Below are 17,853 nucleotides of genomic sequence, written 5' to 3'. Positions count from 1 at the left end.
CTGATAGAAGGACATTCAATTCTTAACTTTTAAACAAATAACAGAAAACAATGGAAAACCTACTCTTAACCATTGATCCAGGAACAGTTGACTGGTCGCGTGCGCAGTTTGCACTGACAGCCATCTATCACTGGCTTTTCGTTCCCTTGACGCTGGGTCTGGCGGTCATCATGGGAATCATGGAAACTTGTTATTATCGCACCCGGAAGGAGTTCTGGCGTATGGCCGCCCGCTTCTGGCAGCGGTTGTTCGGCATCAACTTTGCCATGGGGGTCGCCACCGGCATCATCCTCGAGTTCGAGTTCGGAACGAACTGGAGCAACTATTCCTGGTTCGTCGGCGATATTTTCGGTGCCCCGCTTGCCATCGAGGGAATCCTGGCTTTCTTCATGGAGTCGACCTTCGTCGCCGTGATGTTCTTCGGCTGGAACAAGGTGTCAGCGGGTTTCCATCTTGCTTCCACATGGCTCACAGGGCTGGGAGCTACTATTTCTGCATGGTGGATTCTCGTGGCCAACGCATGGATGCAGTATCCTGTCGGCTGCACTTTCAATCCGGAAACAATGCGCAATGAGATGACGTCATTCCTGGATGTGGCTCTGAGTCCGTTTGCCATCGACAAATTCACGCACACTGTCACTTCTGCGTGGGTGCTGGGAGCAGCGTTCACCGTCGGCGTGGGCTGCTGGTATCTGCTCCGCAAGCGTCATACGGAACTGGCCATGCAAAGTGTAAAGATCGGATCTGTCGTCGGTCTTGCAGCCTCTTTGCTGACAGCTCTCACGGGTGACAACTCCGCTTATATGGTTGCACAGACGCAGCCCATGAAGCTCGCAGCCATGGAGGCTCTCTATGAGGGCGGTACTGGTCAGGGACTTACGGGCGTAGCCTTGGTCGATCCTTTCAGGCAGCCGGATTATATGACAGATGCCGAACCACCCATGCGGATGGCTGTTCCCAACCTGCTCTCTCTCCTTGCAACGCACGATTCCCATGGTTTTGTCCCAGGTGTAAGAGACGTAATCAACGGCTACCAGAAAGCTGATGGGACGAAAGAACCTTCTTTGAAAGAGAAGCAGGAGCGTGGCCGCAATGCCATTCAGGCTCTCAGGGACTTCCGTGCCGGAAAGAACAAGGATGCCAACCGGAAGATTCTGGAACGCGACATGAAGTATTTCGGTTACGGCTATATCAAGGATGCCGGACAGCTGGTGCCGTTCATTCCCGTGAACTTCTGGGCCTTCCGTATCATGGTTGGCCTGGGGGGACTTTTCATCCTTGTGTTTGCCGTCATGCTCTTCATCGTTTACAGGAAGGACATTACCCGTCCCCGCTGGCTGCAGATACTGGGCATTGTGCTGATACCTCTGGCTTATATTGCCAGTGAGAGCGGATGGCTTGTGGCAGAGTTCGGTCGCCAGCCCTGGACAATCCAGGATATGCTTCCCACATGGGCAGCGGTAAGCGACCTCTCAAGCGGCGGCATCGCATTCACCTTCTTCCTCTTCCTCGTTCTCTTCACCGCAATGCTGGCAGTGGAGATAAGTATCATGTGTAAGCAAATCAAGAAAGGACCAGAACTATGACATACGATTTTCTGCAACATTACTGGTGGTTCATCATCTCGCTGTTAGGTGCATTACTCGTCTTCCTGCTCTTCGTACAGGGAGCGAATTCCATGATATTCCAGTTAGGAAAGACGCCGGAGGAACGTCGACTGCTCGTCAATTCGACGGGACGCAAGTGGGAGTTCACGTTCACCACACTTGTCACATTCGGCGGAGCATTCTTTGCTTCATTTCCGTTGTTTTACAGCACGAGTTTCGGCAGTGCCTATTGGGTGTGGCTGCTGATACTGTTCACATTCATTATCCAGGCTGTCAGTTATGAATTTCAGAATAAGGCAGGCAACCTTTTCGGTGTCCGCACCTTCCAGGTATGTCTGGTCATCAACGGCATTCTTGGTCCGCTGCTGCTGGGCGGGGCTGTGGCGACTTTCTTCACGGGTTCCAACTTTATCATAGAGAAAGGGAACATCACCGATGCCATGCAGCCTGTCATCTCTCACTGGGCAAACGGTTCGCGCGGACTGGATGTTCTGCTCAATCCGTGGGTAGTCGTCTTCGGTGTCTCTGTTGTCTTCCTTGCACGCATCCTCGGTACGCTGTATATCAATAATAATGTGGATGACGACATTGTCCGTGGACGTATTCGTAGGCAGCTGTTTGTCAATACGGTGCTGTTTCTTTTCTTCTTCCTTCCTTTCCTTGCCGTAGTCCTGCTGGGCGACGGTTATGCGGTCAACGAGGCCGGAGTGATCGTGATGGAGCCTATGAAGTATCTGAACAATCTCCTGACTATGTGGCCGCTGGCTGTCGTTCTTCTTGCAGGCGTTGTGTTGTTGTTGTTTGGAATTGTCAGGACCGTCCTCAAGCCTGATTATGTCCGTGGCATCTGGCCTGCCGGCATCGGTGTCGTACTCGTGATTCTTGTTCTTTTTCTTATTGCGGGATGGAACAACACGGCTTACTATCCGTCGACGGCCGACCTCCAAAGTTCGCTGACCATACAGAACAGCTCGTCAAGCGAGTTCACGCTCAAGGCCATGTTCTACGTCAGCTTCCTTGTTCCGTTTGTCCTGGCATACATTGTCTATGCCTGGCGGGCCATTGACAGAAAGGCAATCGACCGCAAGGAAATTGCGGAGGATGACCATGCCTATTAGTGTTCGGACCAGTTGAACTGAATATGATAGAATAATATAAGGTGTATCTGATCTGCTGATGGAAAAATGGCATATCAGATACATCTATTTCTTGTTCTTCCGTTAAAGGTATGGACAGGAAATAAAGCGGAGGTTTATAATGTCCGGCAGATTCCGGCATTGCATATCTGCATTACCCGCCCCCCGAATAATTATCAGTGCTGTCCGGCAGACATTCCCGTGTAAGTCAGTTTTCAGCGTCTTGCTGTACGCCATATCGACAGGAATGAACCGGCCTTCCCTGCGGATGTGCTGATGCCCGTCACTTACTGTGTTGTCGGCAGACACCAGCCGTGTTGACGGCCCACTCCTTGTCATTTATTGCCGGGACGTGCAGCTTGTAGCTGATAAAGAATTGACTCCGGCATGACTTATTCTGGTCAGGGGCATACTTCCTCGAAAACAATGTGGATTTATCTCTTTAAAAAAGAGATTATGCATGGAAAGGCTACTGCTAAAGTTTTTATCGGGCAGCATTCAGGAAAATGTAAGTGCAGGAAGGGGAGATATATGGAATCAGTTAACGACCGGTCTTTCACGTTAAAGCCATATACTCTGCACAACGGCTGTCCACACATTCAATGGAGAGCACCTTTCGTACCCTTTTTAAAAGCGAAAAGCGTTTTATCCTCATTTCCTTTGGTGATGACCGGTATGTATGTCTCATGTGTCATTCAGAAACATCTGGAGCAGACGATGGAGAGACGAAAAAGGAGGATATACTGTACACTTTATTCTTCTCACATCATGTTTGAATACATTTTGCTTAGATTACCGAGGAAAAATTTTGCTTTTTCCATGTTTTCCATTATCTTTGTACCCACAATAAGGCAGTGTCCCGGCTCTGTCGCTGGTGTCTGTAATGGATGCGAGAGGAAAGTCCGGGCAGCAAAGGGCATCCTGCTTCCGAAAATAGAAGCTATTGGTGACAGTAGATGTAGGCAGAAGAAAATAACCGCCGTCCCGCCGGGATGGTAAGGGTGAGAAGGTGGTGTAAGAGACCACCGGCAGACGGGCGACCGTCTGGCTGTGCCGTTCAGGAGCTGCAAGTTCATGTAAACCGTTGTCTGAGGGCTGCCCGCCCGAGCGCAAGCACAACGGAGGGTAGAATGCTTGAGTTGCAGGGTGACCTGCAAATTAGATAAATGACAGGCATCTTCCTATTATCGAAAGATGAGGAAGAGACGGAACCCGGCTTACAGGGGCACTGCTTTATTTTTTTCTTATACATACCCTTCTCTGTACAGTCTTCTATGTTGAAGATGATGAAGCGGGGGAAACGTCCTTCATGGATTATAAAACTTACACGTGCATGAAAGATTTAGAAGAGCAATATGTTACTGTGCTGGACGATTTCCAGCATACGGTAGAAAACCGGATCAGAAACCATAAGGACGAGATGGGCTTTCCGCAGATGCCTGCCGGCGTGAATGAAGAAGTCCTTTCCGACTATCTCTTTGATTACCAGGCAGCCTTGGACAGTGAGGGGACGGAGCGGTCACGCTATACGGTTGCCGGCATCCTGCTTTGTCTGCCGATACTGGTACTGTCTGCTTTCCCGGATACTTCTTTGCCTTTCAAAGGAGTATGGAATGTGCTTGCTGCCATTGCCGTGGGACTGGTGCTGTTTCTTATATACAGAATTCTGATGAAGGCATGGGTCCGCAACAGGATACGCCGTGTCAACCGTGATTACCCGACGGTTAAGGAATATGTTGACTGTGTGCTGGCTTTCAAGTGATTATCTTAATTGTAAAGATTGTATGGATTTACCTGATTTGCAGAAATACAAGGACAAGTTCTCCCAGCAGAGCTTCATAGAGAAGATACAGCGCATCGCGAAACGTGCTGGCGCAAAGCTGGTCTACGTGGCATTGATTCTGTACTACCTGATACAAAGTGACAAGGTCTCGTTGAAGGACAAGGCTGTCATCATCGGTGCGCTGGGCTACCTTATTTCGCCGCTTGATGTCGTGCCGGATGCTATTCCCATTGCGGGACTGGGCGATGACCTCACCGTTCTGCTCTATGCATTGGGAAAGGTGTGGACTTCGGTTGACGAAGAGATGAAGGGGAAAGCGCGGGGGAAACTGTCGAAGTGGTTTGACGATGATGAAATCAACTTCACAGAGGATCTTTTTGCGGATAATCCGACAGACACGCCGGTCTGATATTGAAAGGAGGTCTGTATGTGGCAGTACGTTGTCTTGGTCATTGTGCTCCTTTCCGCCTTCGGTTATGTCGTCTATCGGATATGGCAGGCCTTTCGTTCGGCAAGTGACCCTTGTCATGGGTGTGCAGGCTGTGCCTTGCACGACCAGCTGAAGGCGAAGCAGAAATTGAAAGGACGTAAGAGGCCTGTCTGTTTCAAGTAGATTGTCCTGGGTGGCCTTTCTGTCGTTCTTTACATCCATCTGCTTGCCTTATGGCTCTTGGAACTGTATTGAGACGTGTCCCGATAGAATCCGTATAGTCTTTTTTAAAAAAGTCTGTGAAATGTTTTGCCAGACAGAATTTATTGATTATCTTTGCACTCGCAAAATCAAAACAGCTATGGTGCTTGGGCCGGGAGGTTAGGCAATGGTCTGCAAAACCATGTAGAGCGGTTCGATTCCGCTAGGCACCTCAAGTAAAGGACTCTCGATTCCGTGAGTCCTTTTTATATTTCTATGCCGGCCACCTTTACGTGAGCCGGAATTTGTACTCATTACATTGATGCCTTGGATATTTTCTGAAACCGAACTCTTTCACAGATTCCACGAAGATGTCTTCCAATCAATTTAGGTGACTCGCAATACCGGAGGATGCAGCATGGAGTCCGCCTGTATATTTAACTTATTTTTTATTGCCACACAATCGTTATATAGTCAAAAATTGGTATCTTTGTGCGAATTTAATCAGTTAGCAGTGACTAAAGACATAGTCAAAAAGAGAGTTCGGGATATTCTGGATGAATACCTCGAAGCAAATAATCATCGCAAGACGTCAGAGCGTTATGCCATTCTGGATGCGGTGTATGATATGGGAGGACATTTCTCCTTGGAAGAGCTTGGCAAGGAGCTGGAAACAAGAAACTTCCGGGTTTCGCGTGCCACACTCTACAATACGATGCGGCTTTTCATAGAGTTGCGTCTCGTCGTCAGGCATCGTTTCATCGGTCAGACCAAATATGAAGCATGCTATGATAATGAGGATCATATCCATCAGATTTGTACTGTGTGTGGAACTGTTACAGAGATTGAATCACCGGAGATTGCAGATGCGATCAGCAACACGAAGTTCCACCGGTTCCGCAGGGATGGTTTTTCCTTATATATATATGGAATCTGCTCACGCTGTCAGACTGTCCTTTCACGTCAGAAAAGCAAGACAATAGCTAAGAGGCAAGGTAAAAAACTCACATAAAAGCAAATGAACACAGGTAAAGTAGATGTCCTGTTGGGTCTCCAATGGGGTGATGAAGGTAAAGGAAAGGTCGTAGATGTGCTCACACCGCACTACGACGTAGTGGCTCGTTTCCAAGGAGGTCCTAATGCAGGACACACGCTGGAGTTCGAAGGACAGAAATACGTTCTGCGTTCCATTCCGTCCGGTATATTCCAAGGCGGAAAGGTGAATATCATCGGGAACGGTGTGGTTCTGGCTCCAGATTTGTTCATGGGAGAGGCAAAAGAACTGGAGAAGAGCGGACATCCATTGAAAGAACGTCTGCACATCTCTAAGAAAGCACACCTCATCATGCCTACGCACCGTATCCTTGACCGTGCATACGAGGCTGCAAAAGGCAAGGACAAAGTGGGCACGACCGGTAAAGGTATCGGACCTACCTACACCGACAAGGTTAGCCGGAACGGTCTGCGGGTCGGCGACATCCTTTGTGATTTTGATCGTAAATACGCAGAACACAAGGAACGTCACATGAAGATGCTTTCAGCACTTGGATGGACCGATTTTCACGATTTTGAAAAGACGGAAAAACTTTGGATGGAGGGCATTGAATACATGAAGGAATTCCGTTTTGTTGATTCCGAACATGAAATAAACCACCTGCTGCGTGACGGAAAAAACATTCTCTGTGAAGGTGCGCAGGGAACAATGCTGGATGTCGATTTCGGTTCTTATCCTTTTGTAACGTCATCAAATACTATCTGTGCCGGTGCATGTACCGGACTGGGGATAGGCCCCAACAAAGTAGGTAACGTATATGGCATCATGAAAGCCTACTGCACGCGTGTCGGCTCCGGCCCTTTCCCCACGGAGCTTTTTGACGAAACCGGCAGGAAAATCCGTGACCTTGGACATGAGTATGGTGCTGTTACTGGCCGTGAGCGCCGTTGCGGCTGGATCGATCTCGTCCAGCTCCGTTACTCGGTAATGGTTGATGGTGTTACAGAACTCATCATGATGAAGAGTGATGTCCTCGACAGTTTTGAGACCATCAAGGCCTGTGTAGCCTACAAATTGCCCGATGGCACACAGACGACGGATTTCCCCTACGAAATAGATGATGTACAGCCTGTCTACAAAGAGTTCCGTGGATGGAAGAAAGACATGACACAATGCAAGTCGGCAGAGGAGTTTCCAAAGGAATTCTGTGACTATGTCGCTTTCCTTGAAGATTTCCTTGAGACCCGTATCGGTATCGTTTCTGTCGGTCCGGACCGTGAGCAGACAATTGTCTTGTGATTTAAGTAATATGAATAAATGGTGATAAGCGGCAGAGAGAATGTGCGATGGCATTTCTCACACAGGCTCTTCCATCACTTTAAACATAAATGAAAGAAAATGGCAAATAAACCCTCCATCCCCAAAGGAACACGCGATTTCGGTCCCGAGGAGATGGCCAAGAGAAATTATATATTCGATACTATCAGGCAGGTATATGCACTCTATGGCTTCCAGCAGATTGAAACCCCGGCTATGGAAACGCTGCATACGCTCATGGGAAAATATGGTGAGGAAGGCGACAAGCTCCTCTTCAAGATTCTCAATTCTGGAGATTATCTGAAGTCTGTCAGCGATGACGAGCTGACAGAACGCAACACGCTCAAGATGCAGACAAAGCTCTGTGAGAAAGGATTACGTTACGATCTCACGGTACCTTTCGCACGTTATGTCGTAATGCATCGTGAAGAACTTCAGCTGCCTTTCAAACGCTATCAGATTCAGCCCGTATGGCGTGCCGACCGTCCGCAGAAGGGACGTTACCGTGAATTCTACCAGTGTGACGCCGATGTCGTGGGGTCTGACTCTTTGCTGAATGAGGTCGAATTAATGCAGATTGTCGATACGGTCTTCTCGAAATTTGGTGTGCGGGTACAGATCAAGATAAACAACCGGAAGATCCTGACCGGAATTGCTGAGGTTATCGGTGAAAAGGACAAGATCGTGGACATTACTGTTGCCATCGACAAGCTGGACAAGATCGGACTTGACAACGTGAATGCTGAATTGCGCGAGAACAACATCTCGGAAGAAGCCATTGAGAAGCTGCAGCCTGTCATCAAGCTGGAAGGAACGAACGAAGAGAAACTTGCGGTCATTGCCGAATTACTGAAAGACAGCGAGACCGGCCTGAAGGGCGTTGAAGAAACTCGGTTCATTCTTGACATGCTGAAGACATCAGGACTGAAGAATGAGATTCAGCTTGACCTTACCCTGGCACGTGGTCTGAACTATTACACCGGCGCCATCTTCGAGGTGAAGGCCCTCGATGTACAGATCGGATCCATCACAGGTGGCGGCCGTTACGACAATCTCACGGGAATATTCGGTATGCCGGGACTGTCTGGAGTAGGTATCAGCTTTGGTGCAGACCGCATCTATGATGTGCTGAATGCACTTGATCTCTATCCTAAGGAGAGCGTGCAGGGCACGCAACTGCTATTCATCAACTTCGGTGAGAAAGAGACGGCCTATTGTATGCCAATCATTGCAGCCGCCCGACAGGCCGGTATTCGTGCCGAGATGTATCCGGACAACGCAAAGATGAAGAAACAGATGAGCTATGCCAATGCCAAGAGCATCGGTTTTGTTGCTCTTGCGGGCGAGTCGGAGATAGAGGCAGACAAGATTACACTGAAAGACATGGCTACAGGAAATCAGCAGTTAGTCACGGCGGAAGAAATGATAAGTCTTATTATGCAGAGATAAAAGCCAAGTATATAAAGCCGTAAAGGGATAAAGCCTTTCATGCCAAGACCGACAATCCCATAAAGACGATAAACATTCACTTTTATAGAAAGAGTCCTGGAAACTCAAGCATTGAGTTTGTATCAGGACTCTTTTTTTTGCGTATGGAGAAACCTGCTTTCTAAAGATTATAAAGACACAGACTCTTCCGAAAGAAAAATTGAAAGTATGGTTCAGTAGGTATTTTGTGGGGTCAAAACTCATTCGATTTATAAAAAACCTCTGAAAATTATAGTGGTAGGATGCTGAGAATAGGGATAAAACCGCCGGCTATTTACAACAAAAGTTTATTTTTGATTTGCTGTCATTTTTAACATTCTTCATGAATACGTTGCGCGTCAATACGTTATATATTTCTAAAGAGTGACGGAAGTGACAGGAAAAGAATTTTACGGCTGATCTGTCACAAGCATATCTGCGATGGACAAACTGCTTCTGTCCGGGCATTATAATGCCTGATGCCGTTCGTGTCGGGTCTTGACACCGATGGTGAATACCATCAATACCAACGGTGCTTACTCTCAACAGAAAAAGAGCTGTTGCCCGGAAAGGGGGGCGACAGCTCTTTTGTGTTATGGCGGAACTCACCTGTAGTGTGAGTATCTTTCGTCTCGTGATTTATTTCACCTTGTCAACAATGGCTTTGAAAGCCTCCTGATTGTTGACAGCAAGGTCTGCAAGCACCTTACGGTTGATTTCGATGCCTGCCTTGTGCAGCGCACCCATCAGCTGGCTGTAGCTCATGTCATAGAGACGAGCAGCGGCATTGATACGCTGAATCCACAGTGCGCGGAAGTTGCGTTTCTTGTTACGGCGATCACGATAAGCATAAGTCAAACCTTTTTCATAGGTGTTCTTTGCTACCGTCCAGACATTCTTGCGGGCACCGTAGTAACCCTTGGTCTTCTTCAGAATTCTTGTTCTCTTTGCTTTGGAAGCAACATGATTGACTGATCTTGGCATAGTTTTTCTTTCCTTTTAATGTTGTTTGACTAATGAATTAACGGAGTTTGAGCAGGTCGCGTACCTGCTTCAGGTTGCTACCATCCACGAGCGTCTGGTGAACAAGATTTCTCTTCTGTTTCTTTGTCTTCTTAGTCAGAATGTGACTGTGGTAAGCATGATGACGTTTGATCTTACCAGTACCGGTGAATGTGAATCTCTTCTTTGCGCCGGAATTTGTCTTCTGTTTTGGCATTTTTGTTAATTTTTAAATTGTTATTTATTCATCATCTGTGGCAACGTATATACCAGGACGTTACGCACAGGCCGCCCATTTCGCTCCCTCCTGCCGGATGGAGTCTCGATGAGCATTAGTCAATATTCAGTTTCTTCAGCGCATCAGCACCGTTCTTTGCATTGGCGAACAATCCTCCCTCTGCTTTTTTCTCCTCGGGAGCAGCCTCGACGGCATTCTTTGCACCGGCCTCTGCCTCCTCACGGTCACGTTTCTGCTGGCTCTTCTTGGCGACACCGGCCTTCTTCGGGGCAAGATAGAGAAACATCTTCTTGCCTTCGAGCTTCGGCAGCTGCTCAACCTTTGCAAGTTCCTCAAGGTCATTGGCAAAGCGAAGCAGCAGCACTTCGCCCTGTTCCTTGAAGAGAATGGAACGGCCACGGAAGAAGACGTATGCACGCACCTTGTTGCCTGCATTGAGGAACTCCTGTGCATGCTTGAGCTTGAAGTTGTAGTCGTGCTCGTCAGTCTGCGGACCAAAGCGTATCTCCTTTACTTCCTGCTTTACCTGCTTCTGTTTCAATTCCTTCTGATGCTTCTTCTGCTGGTAGAGGAACTTGGAATAGTCGATGATACGACAAACCGGTGGCTGTGCGTTAGGAGAAATCTCCACAAGGTCAACTCCTTCTTTATGAGCCAGATCCAACGCCTTCCTTGTAGGCATCACTTCGGCCCCGTTGTCGCTTACCACACGTACTTCCCGAACGCGAATCTGCTCGTTCACGCGGTACTTGAATTTCATTCTGTCATTCTTCATCCAACTATTTTAAATGTCTGATTTTGCTAAACGAGTGCAAAGTTACCATTTAATCTCTGATTTGCCAAGGATTTCATTCATATTTTTATTTGTTGTCATCGAAAATGTCCGGTAAATCAGGAAAGTCGGAGAGATGGCGGAAGAAGCCGATGCGTTGAAGTTTTTGCTGCCCCGTATGGCTTCCAGACCCCTTCCGGCCATTTCTAAAGTCTGTCCAGTGCCTTGCGGCGGTTGCCTTCGGCGGCCTTGAACTGCGACGGTGTCAGCCCTGTTACCGATTTGAACTGACTGGAAAGATAGGCTACGGAAGAATAATGCATACGCAGGGCTATCTGCGTGAGGGTCAGCTCATCATAGCAGATAAGCTCTTTCACCCGTTCAATGCGCAGTTCTATGAAATAGCGTTCTATGCTTTTACCCTCAGTCTCCGAGAAGAGCTTGGACAGTGCGCTGTAGTCCTGGTGCAGCTCCTGCGAGAGATAATCGCTGATCGTTGTCACTGGAGTCTCTTTCTGATAAAGAACCCGCTTGATGAGTGCCGACTTGACAAGGTCTACCGTCTGCTGCCGCCGATCATCAAGGAGCTTGAAGCCGATCTGTTCCAGCTCTTCACGGAGCGCTGCCAGCTGGTCGGGCGACGGACTCTCCTCAAGGGTAACCTCACCTAAATCAACCTTCAGGGCATGAAGCCCCACGTGCTGCAGTGTCTGCCTGACAGCCATCTTGCAGCGGTCACAGACCATGTTCTTTATATGCAAGGTGTTCATGCTGCCTCCTTTCTTTCGGCAGCCTCACGCGTGAACTCGCGGAAAGTATAGATGATGATGGGCAGCGTCAGCGCAAACGAACACACGTCACTGACCGCCTGACACATCTCTACCCCCGTCAGTCCGTAGCAAGAGGGGAGTAGAAAGATGAGCGGAATAAAGAACAGGCCCTGCCGGGCAGCTGCCAGCGTGTTTGCCCTCCAGGGCTTGCGGCAGGTCTGTGCAAGCATATTGCTTGCGAGGATAAACGCATTGAGAGGGAAGGTGCATAGTTGCCAGCGCAGTGCTACGGAGCCGACGGCTATCACCTCCGGGTCGTCACGGAAGACTCCGATGAGCGACCCGCTGATAATCCAGCCGACAACGGCAAGGATTATCAGGAAGGCTGTTCCGATGGCTACGGTGAACTTATAAGCTTCTTTCAGCCTGTCATACAGTCCGGCACCATAACAGAAGCCGCAGACTGGCTGGAATCCCTGCCCCAGACCGATGACGGCGGCAAAAGACAGCATGGCGATGCGCCCCACAATGCTCATTGCCGCAATGGCAGAATCGCCATACACGCCGGCAGCGACATTCAGCGACATTGTCGCCACACAGGCCAGCCCCTGCCGCATGAGCGACGGACTTCCTCCATAGAAGATTTCTTTGTAAGCCTGCCGGGAAGGTGAGAAGTTACGGAAATGGATGGCTATGTTTTCTCCTCGTCGTGTCATCAGGAAGAGTATGGCAAATGATACTGCCTGTCCGATGACCGTAGCCCAGGCAGCTCCGCTGACCCCCATTCTACAGGTGAAGATGAGGAACGGGTCGAGCAGGACATTCAGTACGGCTCCGGTCACGATTCCATACATGGCGAGGTTGGCATTTCCCTGCAGACGCATCTGGTTGTTCAGCGTAAGGGAGGAGGTCAAGAAGGGCGCGCCAAGGAGAATGATGCGCATATAGTCCTCCGTATAAGGGAGGATGGTAGGCGTGCTCCCGAGCATCACAGAGAGCGGCGTGAGGAAGATTTCGCCCAGGACAAGGATTGCCAGTCCGAAGAAGAACGAACTGAAGAACCCCGTCGAAGCCATCTTGACCGCATTGCCATGCCGGCGTGCGCCCAGCTCACGTGAGATATAATTCCCAGACCCATGACCGAAAAAGAACCCCATGGCCTGCACGAAGAACATCATGGAGAAGACGATTCCTACTGCTGCCGTCGCCTGTGTATCAATCTTGCCGACAAAGAATGTGTCCGCAAGATTGTACAGTCCCGTCACCAGCATCGAGATGATGGTCGGTATTGCCATGGTGATGATCACACGGTGTATCGGACCTTGTGTCAGGAAAGTATAGTTGTCTGTATGTCCGTGCATTGTCTTCTTTTACCTTCTGTCTTTTCTCTATGCAAATCTGCTACGTGTAGTATTCTATCAGGCCGTCTATGGGGGCGGCAATTATCTTTCCCACCTCATAGTCAAACCGTCGGGCACTCTCCCTCAACTGCTGTTCGAAGGCGGCGGCAATGCCTCCCACGGCAGATACCGCACGGATGGGAGAAGCGGAATACTTCATGACATTCTTCTGAAAGAAATCATCAAAGTTCCGGCTTACCAGACGTTCTAAATCAGTGTATTGCAGATTGTCCTTTACAAACTTTGCTATACCGGCCAGAAAGCGGTTGGCCAGCGGCTGCCGATAGACGCTGTCTATGATTCCGGCATAGGTCAGACCGCTCCACGACAGATATTTCTCACGCAGCTCTGCCGGGAGATCGCCTTTGAAGATGCCGTTGAGGAACAGCCTGCCCAATACCGCCCCGCTGCCTTCGTCGCCCAGGACATACCCCAGGGGGGGCACATTCGCCACAATCCGTCCGCCGTCATACAGACAGCTGTTGGCACCTGTTCCCAGAATGCAGGCGATACCCGCTTCACTGCCGCATACGGCATGGGCTGCACCCAGCAGGTCTCTGTCAACCATGACTTCTGCTGTGGGGAAGGCTGCTGCAAGTGCCTCGCTGACAATAGGTGCAAGGCTTTCCGTGCAGCCAGCCCCATAAAAAGCAATCTGCGATACCCTCCCGTCCGTGTCTGTTTCTCCCCGGAAGGTCCTGTCCTGATTTACAGCTCTTTGCAGTGCCGGTTTCAGTTCTTCTTCCAGTATCTTCAGAATGACATGCTTCGGCTGGTGAAACGGATTCAGTCCCTGTGTACGGACCTTCAGGACGCACCTGTTGTTATCGTTCGTCCGTCCGGCCAATGCCCAGTCTGTCTTGGATCCGCCACTGTCTGCAATCAATATCATATTTTTCTTTTTTCGTGCAAACTTACACATTTTTATTCGTTTACAGGCCTTGTCAGGCCATAAAAACCGTTTGCGGCTCTACCTTTCCTCTCTTTTTCAATTCTAAACGACAAACTTTCCGTACCTTTGTACGCATTAAGAAACCAGGAATGAGGTGACCGTGGCCCGGATGCCGGGGCGTGTTCCCTGGCAGTCCGTCGGCCGGACGGGACTGTATGGATATTCGTAAACTGTCCATGCAGAACACCTTGACCTGCAAGAGTCATCTTCTCAATAAAACAGATATGTGCAGAAAGCTATTCTTTATCACCCTTTCGCTGCTCCTCCTCACGCTTCCGGCACGTGCCGTCCTGCAGGAAGATTCGCTGAAGAATTCTCTCTCCGTGCTTCGGCACGAACTGATCACGCAGCATCTTGAACAGACGAAACAGCTCAACAAGTCGAAGTACGTGAACGAGCAGGTGATGAACCAGCTGAAGGAAATCGGCGACAAGTCGGCACAGGTGTCACTGATGCTCTATTCTCAGAAAGCCGACAACATCTTCGACCTCACCTACGCATGCCAGCAGGCAACGGAGCTGTGGAAGGACTTCCAGAACCGTACCCGCCCGTTCCACGACCTCATCACGGAGAGCAATGAGGAGATTGCACGCTATGATTCGCTCATCAACGTGCTCAGCACGATGTACACCTTCGGACTTACCGCACGGATGAAGACCGACCGCAATGTCTGTCTTACCCTTGCCGTAAGCATCCGTCGTATGCTGAAAGAGCGCAACGATTCCTATCAGGAATACATCCAGTACTATGAATACAACCGTCATCAGCTGCAGGCGCTCGATACTTACGCACAGCAGAGATACGAGGAAATCCAGGCAAGCATTTTCGCAAACGGGAGTGACAACTATATAAAGTTTCTCAAGACGGCACCCTACCGTATCAGCCACATGAACTCCTCGCTCTCCGAGAAATACACGCCGCAGAGCGTCGTGAGGTCGCAGTGGGATGTGAGATGGATCATCACGCTCTTCAGCATGATACTCGTATACGGCCTGATTGCCATCTTCATCAATTACATGAGCATCCGTTTTCTGGTCACGAAGGTGATGAAGACCGACCGTTTCGAGCAGAAAAGCCATGCCTTCCTTGCCAAACGCACCTGCATCATCATGCTCGCCTCCGTCGTCACATTCAGCATCATCCTGGTCATCATCCGTCTGCTGTCGCCTTCCAACTTCGTCCACATGGCCTGCAGCCTGCTCCTGGAATACACCTGGATGCTGGCCGTCATCTTCGCCTCCCTGCTCCTGCGTGTGGACGGGTCGCAGACACATAACACCTATCGCATTTACTATCCGCTAATCGTCGTGGCTTTCACGGTCATCACTTTCCGCATCGTCATGCTGCCCGGCTCCATCGTGACGCTGCTGTTTCCGCCCTTGCTGCTTGTCAATGCGCTGTGGCAGACAAGGATGATCTGCAAATATCACGGACTGGTTCCGCGTTACGACCTCAATCTGGCCTACTTCTCGCTGTTCGTATTCATGTTCTCCCTTGTAAGTTCATGGATCGGCTACACGATGCTGGCGGTGCAGGGCATCATCTGGTGGTCAATGCAGCTGGCTTGCATACTGACAATCGCTTTCTTCCACGATTATCTGGACCAGTACAAGAAGAGACATCCGGTAAAGAACATGCCTGTCGGCAGAATATGGCTCATCCGTTTCGTCGATGCCGTCCTCATCCCGACTGCATTGGTCATATCGTTCATCCTCGCTGTCTACTGGGCTACTGACGTCTTCAACCTCAGCGACCTGACCTGGAAACTGTTCCGGACAGACTTCATCAATTCCGACAAGTTCAGAATCAGCATTTACTCGATAGCCCTGGTAACCATTCTGTGGTTCGTCTTCAACTACCTGAACCAGACAGTCCGGGATGCCATCAAGCTGTACCTCCAGAGAAGTGACCCCTCCACGGCGGCAGCCCGGGGAACAATGTACATCAATGTCCTGCAGGTAGTCGTCTGGGGGGCATGGCTGCTGACGACCCTCAGTGTCTTCAAAATCAGCAACACATGGCTGGTTGTCGTGACGGGCGGTCTGTCGACGGGTATTGGTTTTGCCATGAAAGATATTCTCGAGAACATCTATTACGGCATCTCTCTCATGACGGGACGCATCAAGATCGGCGACTACATCATCTGCGAAGGCGTGCGGGGACGTGTCAGTTCCATCAGCTATACTTCAACCTTGATTGAGGCGCTCGACGGTTCGATCATCGCCTTCCAGAACTCCCAGCTCTTCACCAAGAACTACAAGAACATGACGAAGAACCATGGCTACGAACTGGACATCCTGGAAGTGGGCGTGGCATACGGCAGCAACATCAAGGAAGTAAAAGCCCTGCTCATCGATGCCATTACGGCTCTGGGAATCACTTACGAGAAGAAACCGGTCAATGTACTGCTCAAGAGCTTCGATGACAGCTGTATCACGTTGAAGATTCTTGTATGGGTGAATGTGCTTACACAGGGAACCGACGACAGTGTCATCATGGAATGTATCTATGATACCCTGAACAGAAACGGCATCGAGATTCCATTCCCGCAGCGTGAAATCACACTCAGGCATCAGCAGGGAGACTGATCAAAAGCCACATCAGGGAGGAATGTCCGGATTGGAAAATAACTTTACATTCTGGACGGGAAACATCCTGTCATATCCTGTTGCAGGAGCTTTCCCCGAACGGAAAACAGACACCGGAATCGTGACAGGCCGTTTCCTGGGTTCTTACTAACGCCTGATTGCGTTCCAAACAGTGCTTACTTGCAAGCCTGTTGAGGCCTGTTTGCGATGCAACTAAGCACCTTCTCGCACGGACGTGTTACCTGCCTGTCTGTGAGCGGTTTGCAAATGCGGCAGATTCCCGTCAGACTTGTCCGATGCCTTTCCTCCTCGGCGGATGCTTAGGATGGCATCACTCTGTAGTGAAGGAAGGGTATGTGTTTCCGTTAATTTTACAATCTTGCCGGGGAAATATACATTATTGATCTTCTTCCGGCTGCTCGTCCAGACAAAATGTATCGGACGACAGCATGAAGGCCGAAGCCCCCGGAGGACTGAAAAAGAAAAAGAGGGATGCGCTGTCTAAGTGACGCATCCCTCTTCTATAAATATTAAGTTTGTTCAGAACAGTGCTCTTTAGAAGTTGTAGTAGACACCGAATGTAACGTTGTTGCCGTCGAGGTCTACACCCCAGGCATCGCTTGACTTAGCTCCATCAACATCAGCCTTAGCAGACTTCCAGCCGGCGAAACCTACGTGTGCTACGAAGCTTACCTTCGGACTGAGGTTTACAGAGATACCCGGTTTTACACCTACTGACCATGCGTTTACGGAAGCAGCTGCGCCATGGGCATGGTTGACATGAGTATAACCGAAGCCGCCATCAACGAAAGCATTGATGTACTTGCTGCGTACAAAAGTGTAACGAACGTAAGGCTCTACCGTGAAATAGTTCTGGGTTTCACCCTCGATGTTGACAGGATTGCCCTTGCCCCATCCTGCGGTTGTACCGATGGCCCAGTTCTGGTTGATGTTGTAGCCGATTTCCGGGAGGACCTTGTAAGTTGTGACTGCATCAGCATCACCGCTCTTAGAAGAACCGATGCCGACATTGCCACCTACGTAAACCTGTGCGTTTGCTGCAACTGCGATGAATGCAACTGCAAGTGTCATTAAAACCTTTTTCATAATAGAAAACTTTTAATTGTTAATACTGAATATTATCTTTCTTAATGGAACTTCTGACCGTCAAAACAATCAAGGAAGTTTCTTTATCT

At 49.5% G+C, this 17,853-nt stretch carries 16 protein-coding genes, 1 tRNA gene and 1 other RNA gene; 11 read left to right on the top strand and 7 right to left on the bottom strand.

Annotation, left to right across the window (positions count from 1 at the left end):
* Positions 1–50 precede the first annotated feature (50 nt).
* The 10 genes from DYH27_RS04950 to hisS all read left to right on the top strand — a co-directional run bounded on the left by DYH27_RS04950 (position 51) and on the right by hisS (position 8,917).
* On the top strand, positions 51–1,586 hold the full coding sequence (locus DYH27_RS04950) for a cytochrome ubiquinol oxidase subunit I (protein WP_025067411.1): 1,536 nt from the start codon (positions 51–53) through the stop codon (positions 1,584–1,586).
* The gene (locus DYH27_RS04945; RefSeq protein ID WP_025067412.1) at positions 1,583–2,725 is read left to right on the top strand and encodes a cytochrome d ubiquinol oxidase subunit II; all 1,143 of its coding nucleotides are present in this window, start codon (positions 1,583–1,585) and stop codon (positions 2,723–2,725) included. Before DYH27_RS04950 ends, DYH27_RS04945 begins: the two co-directional genes overlap by 4 nt.
* An 869-nt stretch (positions 2,726–3,594) precedes the next feature.
* Positions 3,595–3,979: RNase P RNA component class A (rnpB, locus tag DYH27_RS04935), an RNA gene on the top strand.
* Between the two features lie 97 nt (positions 3,980–4,076).
* Positions 4,077–4,505: a hypothetical protein gene (locus DYH27_RS04930; RefSeq protein ID WP_025067414.1), complete on the top strand. Its 429-nt coding sequence runs from the start codon at positions 4,077–4,079 to the stop codon at positions 4,503–4,505.
* 22 nt (positions 4,506–4,527) lie between these two features.
* Positions 4,528–4,935 carry a YkvA family protein gene (locus tag DYH27_RS04925; protein WP_013671204.1) on the top strand — a complete coding sequence of 136 codons (408 nt, stop codon included), beginning with the start codon at positions 4,528–4,530 and terminating at the stop codon, positions 4,933–4,935.
* Positions 4,936–4,953: 18 nt separating this feature from the next.
* Complete coding sequence (locus DYH27_RS04920; protein WP_013671205.1) at positions 4,954–5,139, top strand: FeoB-associated Cys-rich membrane protein; 186 nt, start codon at positions 4,954–4,956, stop codon at positions 5,137–5,139.
* 180 nt (positions 5,140–5,319) lie between these two features.
* Positions 5,320–5,390: transfer RNA gene (locus DYH27_RS13380), tRNA-Cys, on the top strand.
* A 281-nt stretch (positions 5,391–5,671) separates the two neighbouring features.
* A complete protein-coding gene (locus DYH27_RS04915) occupies positions 5,672–6,169 on the top strand; it encodes a Fur family transcriptional regulator (RefSeq protein ID WP_004353373.1) in 498 nt (165 codons plus the stop codon).
* 6 nt (positions 6,170–6,175) lie between these two features.
* The gene (locus DYH27_RS04910) at positions 6,176–7,450 is read left to right on the top strand and encodes an adenylosuccinate synthase (protein ID WP_013671206.1); all 1,275 of its coding nucleotides are present in this window, start codon (positions 6,176–6,178) and stop codon (positions 7,448–7,450) included.
* Between the two features lie 99 nt (positions 7,451–7,549).
* The gene (gene hisS, locus DYH27_RS04905; RefSeq protein WP_013671207.1) at positions 7,550–8,917 is read left to right on the top strand and encodes a histidine--tRNA ligase; all 1,368 of its coding nucleotides are present in this window, start codon (positions 7,550–7,552) and stop codon (positions 8,915–8,917) included.
* A 657-nt stretch (positions 8,918–9,574) separates the two neighbouring features.
* Here hisS and rplT read toward each other — a convergent pair.
* The 6 genes from rplT to DYH27_RS04875 all read right to left on the bottom strand — a co-directional run bounded on the left by rplT (position 9,575) and on the right by DYH27_RS04875 (position 14,009).
* On the bottom strand, positions 9,575–9,919 hold the full coding sequence (rplT, locus tag DYH27_RS04900) for a 50S ribosomal protein L20 (protein ID WP_004353347.1): 345 nt from the start codon (positions 9,917–9,919) through the stop codon (positions 9,575–9,577).
* A gap of 37 nt (positions 9,920–9,956) precedes the next feature.
* The gene (gene rpmI, locus DYH27_RS04895; protein ID WP_004353376.1) at positions 9,957–10,154 is read right to left on the bottom strand and encodes a 50S ribosomal protein L35; all 198 of its coding nucleotides are present in this window, start codon (positions 10,152–10,154) and stop codon (positions 9,957–9,959) included.
* A 115-nt stretch (positions 10,155–10,269) separates the two neighbouring features.
* Complete coding sequence (gene infC, locus DYH27_RS04890) at positions 10,270–10,950, bottom strand: translation initiation factor IF-3 (RefSeq protein ID WP_004353392.1); 681 nt, start codon at positions 10,948–10,950, stop codon at positions 10,270–10,272.
* A 203-nt stretch (positions 10,951–11,153) separates the two neighbouring features.
* The gene (locus DYH27_RS04885; RefSeq protein WP_004353402.1) at positions 11,154–11,717 is read right to left on the bottom strand and encodes a helix-turn-helix domain-containing protein; all 564 of its coding nucleotides are present in this window, start codon (positions 11,715–11,717) and stop codon (positions 11,154–11,156) included.
* Entirely contained in the window at positions 11,714–13,078 is a 1,365-nt protein-coding gene (locus tag DYH27_RS04880) for an MATE family efflux transporter (protein WP_029216390.1), read from the bottom strand. The genes DYH27_RS04885 and DYH27_RS04880 overlap by 4 nt, the downstream gene beginning before the upstream one ends.
* A gap of 40 nt (positions 13,079–13,118) precedes the next feature.
* A complete protein-coding gene (locus DYH27_RS04875; protein WP_025067415.1) occupies positions 13,119–14,009 on the bottom strand; it encodes an ATPase in 891 nt (296 codons plus the stop codon).
* Between the two features lie 284 nt (positions 14,010–14,293).
* Here DYH27_RS04875 and DYH27_RS04870 point away from each other — a divergent pair, with 284 nt between their 5' ends.
* Entirely contained in the window at positions 14,294–16,657 is a 2,364-nt protein-coding gene (locus DYH27_RS04870) for a mechanosensitive ion channel family protein (protein WP_029216389.1), read from the top strand.
* A 555-nt stretch (positions 16,658–17,212) separates the two neighbouring features.
* Here DYH27_RS04870 and DYH27_RS04865 read toward each other — a convergent pair.
* Complete coding sequence (locus DYH27_RS04865; protein WP_004353370.1) at positions 17,213–17,764, bottom strand: outer membrane beta-barrel protein; 552 nt, start codon at positions 17,762–17,764, stop codon at positions 17,213–17,215.
* Positions 17,765–17,853 lie beyond the last annotated feature (89 nt).

Source organism: Prevotella denticola (assembly GCF_900454835.1).
Taxonomy (GTDB): Bacteria; Bacteroidota; Bacteroidia; order Bacteroidales; family Bacteroidaceae; genus Prevotella; species Prevotella denticola.
The sequence above is the reverse complement of the archived record's forward strand: the minus strand, read 5'-3'. Positions and strand labels throughout refer to the sequence as shown.

Excerpts from the sequence above, each read along its gene's own strand:
- DYH27_RS04950 (WP_025067411.1), top strand. The coding sequence starts at position 51 with ATGGAAAACCTACTCTTAACCATTGATCCAGGAACAGTTGACTGGTCG.
- DYH27_RS04945 (WP_025067412.1), top strand. The coding sequence starts at position 1,583 with ATGACATACGATTTTCTGCAACATTACTGGTGGTTCATCATCTCGCTG.
- DYH27_RS04930 (WP_025067414.1), top strand. The coding sequence starts at position 4,077 with ATGAAAGATTTAGAAGAGCAATATGTTACTGTGCTGGACGATTTCCAG.
- DYH27_RS04925 (WP_013671204.1), top strand. The coding sequence starts at position 4,528 with ATGGATTTACCTGATTTGCAGAAATACAAGGACAAGTTCTCCCAGCAG.
- DYH27_RS04920 (WP_013671205.1), top strand. The coding sequence starts at position 4,954 with ATGTGGCAGTACGTTGTCTTGGTCATTGTGCTCCTTTCCGCCTTCGGT.
- DYH27_RS04910 (WP_013671206.1), top strand. The coding sequence starts at position 6,176 with ATGAACACAGGTAAAGTAGATGTCCTGTTGGGTCTCCAATGGGGTGAT.
- hisS (WP_013671207.1), top strand. The coding sequence starts at position 7,550 with ATGGCAAATAAACCCTCCATCCCCAAAGGAACACGCGATTTCGGTCCC.
- rplT (WP_004353347.1), bottom strand. The coding sequence starts at position 9,919 with ATGCCAAGATCAGTCAATCATGTTGCTTCCAAAGCAAAGAGAACAAGA.
- rpmI (WP_004353376.1), bottom strand. The coding sequence starts at position 10,154 with ATGCCAAAACAGAAGACAAATTCCGGCGCAAAGAAGAGATTCACATTC.
- infC (WP_004353392.1), bottom strand. The coding sequence starts at position 10,950 with ATGAAGAATGACAGAATGAAATTCAAGTACCGCGTGAACGAGCAGATT.
- DYH27_RS04885 (WP_004353402.1), bottom strand. The coding sequence starts at position 11,717 with ATGAACACCTTGCATATAAAGAACATGGTCTGTGACCGCTGCAAGATG.
- DYH27_RS04880 (WP_029216390.1), bottom strand. The coding sequence starts at position 13,078 with ATGCACGGACATACAGACAACTATACTTTCCTGACACAAGGTCCGATA.
- DYH27_RS04875 (WP_025067415.1), bottom strand. The coding sequence starts at position 14,009 with ATGATATTGATTGCAGACAGTGGCGGATCCAAGACAGACTGGGCATTG.
- DYH27_RS04870 (WP_029216389.1), top strand. The coding sequence starts at position 14,294 with ATGTGCAGAAAGCTATTCTTTATCACCCTTTCGCTGCTCCTCCTCACG.
- DYH27_RS04865 (WP_004353370.1), bottom strand. The coding sequence starts at position 17,764 with ATGAAAAAGGTTTTAATGACACTTGCAGTTGCATTCATCGCAGTTGCA.